Source organism: Salipaludibacillus daqingensis (assembly GCF_029891575.1).
GTDB classification, from domain to species: domain Bacteria; phylum Bacillota; class Bacilli; order Bacillales; family Salisediminibacteriaceae; genus Salipaludibacillus; species Salipaludibacillus daqingensis.
Genome location: NZ_JARZHF010000019.1, coordinates 1 through 3304, shown reverse-complemented (window position 1 = coordinate 3304; position 3304 = coordinate 1). Strand labels below are relative to the sequence as shown.

Sequence of the window (3304 nt, the reverse complement as noted above, 5' to 3'; positions counted from 1 at the left end):
TTTGTCCTTTGAAAACTGGATAACGATAAATGAATGAATCACCGGTTTTACACAGATTTGAATCTTCGGATTCAGAGAAGAGTGAACCGAGTGTCTTAGAGTAAGGCCAAGAAAGACCGAGAAAGACGTCCAGTAATGTGAAAAACCTTGATGTATCAAGTGTTGGAAGCAGAACATGGTTAAGCTAGAAAGGGCGCACGGTGAATACCTTGGCACTAGGAGCCGATGAAGGACGGGACGAACACCGAAATGCTTCGGGGAGCTGTAAGTAAGCTTTGATCCGGAGATATCCGAATGGGGGAACCCCTTATCCGTAATGGGATAAGATCCACATCTGAATCAATAGGGTGTGAGAAGGCAGACCTGGGGAACTGAAACATCTTAGTACCCAGAGGAAGAGAAAGCAAATGCGATTTCCTGAGTAGCGGCGAGCGAAACGGAAACAGCCCAAACCAAGAGGCTTGCCTCTTGGGGTTGTAGGACACTCCACACGGAGTTACAAAGAGTTAGCGTAGGCGAAGCGATCTGGAAAGGTCCGCGAGACAAGGTAAAAGCCCTGTAGTCGAAACGTTAACTCCTCCGGAGTGTATCCTGAGTACGGCGGGACACGTGAAACCCCGTCGGAATCTGGGAGGACCATCTCCCAAGGCTAAATACTCCCTAGTGACCGATAGTGAACCAGTACCGTGAGGGAAAGGTGAAAAGTACCCCGGAAGGGGAGTGAAAGAGATCTTGAAACCGTGTGCCTACAAGTAGTTGGAGCCCGTTAATGGGTGACAGCGTGCCTTTTGTAGAATGAACCGGCGAGTTACGATTACGTGCAAGGTTAAGTTGAAAAGACGGAGCCGCAGCGAAAGCGAGTCTGAATAGGGCGAATGAGTACGTGGTTGTAGACCCGAAACCGGGTGATCTACCCATGTCCAGGGTGAAGTCCAGGTAACACTGGATGGAGGCCCGAACCCACGCACGTTGAAAAGTGCGGGGATGAGGTGTGGGTAGGGGTGAAATGCCAATCGAACTCGGAAATAGCTGGTTCTCCCCGAAATAGCTTTAGGGCTAGCCTCGAGGGTAGAGTCTTGGAGGTAGAGCACTGATTGGACTAGGGGTCCCTACAGGATTACCGAATTCAGTCAAACTCCGAATGCCAATGACTTACTCCTCGGGAGTCAGACTGCGAGTGCTAAGATCCGTAGTCAAGAGGGAAACAGCCCAGACCATCAGCTAAGGTCCCAAAGTATACGTTAAGTGGAAAAGGATGTGGAGTTGCTTAGACAACCAGGATGTTGGCTTAGAAGCAGCCATCATTGAAAGAGTGCGTAATAGCTCACTGGTCGAGTGACTCTGCGCCGAAAATGTACCGGGGCTAAACGTATCACCGAAGCTATGGATAGACACCTTCGGGTGTCTGTGGTAGGGGAGCGTTCCAAGGGCGCAGAAGCATGATCGCAAGGACATGTGGAGCGCTTGGAAGTGAGAATGCCGGTATGAGTAGCGAAAAGAGGGGTGAGAATCCCCTCCGTCGAAAGCCTAAGGGTTCCTGAGGAAGGCTCGTCCGCTCAGGGTAAGTCGGGACCTAAGCCGAGGCCGAAAGGCGTAGGCGATGGCAAACAGGTTGAAATTCCTGTACCACCACGTTTCCGTTTGAGTGAAGGGGGGACGCAGGAAGGTAGGGTAAGCGCACTGATGGATATGTGCGTCGAAGCAGTGAGGCTGACAAGTAGGTAAATCCGCTTGTCCTAAGGTTGAGCTGTGATCGCGAGGGAAATTTTAGTACCGAAGTTCCTGATCCTACACTGCCAAGAAAAGCCTCTAGCGAGGAAACTGGTGCCCGTACCGCAAACCGACACAGGTAGGCGGGAAGAGAATTCTAAGACGCGCGGGAGAACTCTCGTTAAGGAACTCGGCAAAATGACTCCGTAACTTCGGGAGAAGGAGTGCTCTATTAGGGTGCAAGCCTGAGAGAGCCGCAGTGAATAGGCCCAAACGACTGTTTATCAAAAACACAGGTCTCTGCGAAGCCGCAAGGCGAAGTATAGGGGCTGACACCTGCCCGGTGCTGGAAGGTTAAGAGGAGGGGTTATCCTTTTAGGAGAAGCTCTGAATTGAAGCCCCAGTAAACGGCGGCCGTAACTATAACGGTCCTAAGGTAGCGAAATTCCTTGTCGGGTAAGTTCCGACCCGCACGAAAGGTGCAACGATTTGGGCACTGTCTCAACGAGAGACCCGGTGAAATTATATTACCAGTGAAGATGCTGGTTACCCGCGACAGGACGGAAAGACCCCATGGAGCTTTACTGTAGCTTGATATTGGATTTTGGTACAGCTTGTACAGGATAGGTAGGAGCCTTGGAAACCGGAGCGCCAGCTTCGGTGGAGGCATTGGTGGGATACTACCCTGGCTGTACTGAAATTCTAACCTCGAACCGTGATCCGGTTCAGGGACAGTGTCAGGTGGGCAGTTTGACTGGGGCGGTCGCCTCCTAAAGAGTAACGGAGGCGCCCAAAGGTTCCCTCAGAATGGTTGGAAATCATTCGCAGAGTGCAAAGGCATAAGGGAGCTTGACTGCGAGACATACAGGTCGAGCAGGGACGAAAGTCGGGCTTAGTGATCCGGCGGCACCGTATGGAAGGGCCGTCGCTCAACGGATAAAAGCTACCCTGGGGATAACAGGCTAATCTCTCCCAAGAGTCCACATCGACGGGGAGGTTTGGCACCTCGATGTCGGCTCGTCGCATCCTGGGGCTGAAGTAGGTCCCAAGGGTTGGGCTGTTCGCCCATTAAAGCGGCACGCGAGCTGGGTTCAGAACGTCGTGAGACAGTTCGGTCCCTATCCGTCGCGGGCGCAGGAAATTTGAGAGGAGCTGTCCTTAGTACGAGAGGACCGGGATGGACACACCGCTGGTGTACCAGTTGTTCCGCCAGGAGCATCGCTGGGTAGCTACGTGTGGAAGGGATAAGTGCTGAAAGCATCTAAGCATGAAGCCCCCCTCGAGATGAGATTTCCCATCACGCAAGTGAGTAAGATCCCTCAGAGAAGATGAGGTTGATAGGTCTCGTGTGGAAGTATGGCGACATACGTAGCTGAGAGATACTAATCGATCGAGGGCTTAACCAATGCTTTAGTTCGAAGACAGATTCATTCATGATAGATCGTTATCCAGTTTTGAGAGGTCAAAGACCTGTCAATTTCATATGTCCAGTGACGATCGCGGAGAGGTCACACCCGTTCCCATGCCGAACACGGAAGTTAAGCTCTCCAGCGCCGATGATAGTTGGGGGATCTCCCCCTGTGAAAGTAGGACG

Annotated in this window: 2 rRNA genes; both read left to right on the top strand. The window is 52.0% G+C overall.

The features are described 5' to 3' along the window. Window positions 1-177: 177 nt before the first annotated feature. Window positions 178-3116: ribosomal RNA gene (locus QDN89_RS21845) — 23S ribosomal RNA — on the top strand. Between the two features lie 80 nt (window positions 3117-3196). Beyond that, window positions 3197-3304 (top strand): 5S ribosomal RNA (gene rrf / locus QDN89_RS21840); the annotation flags it as partial.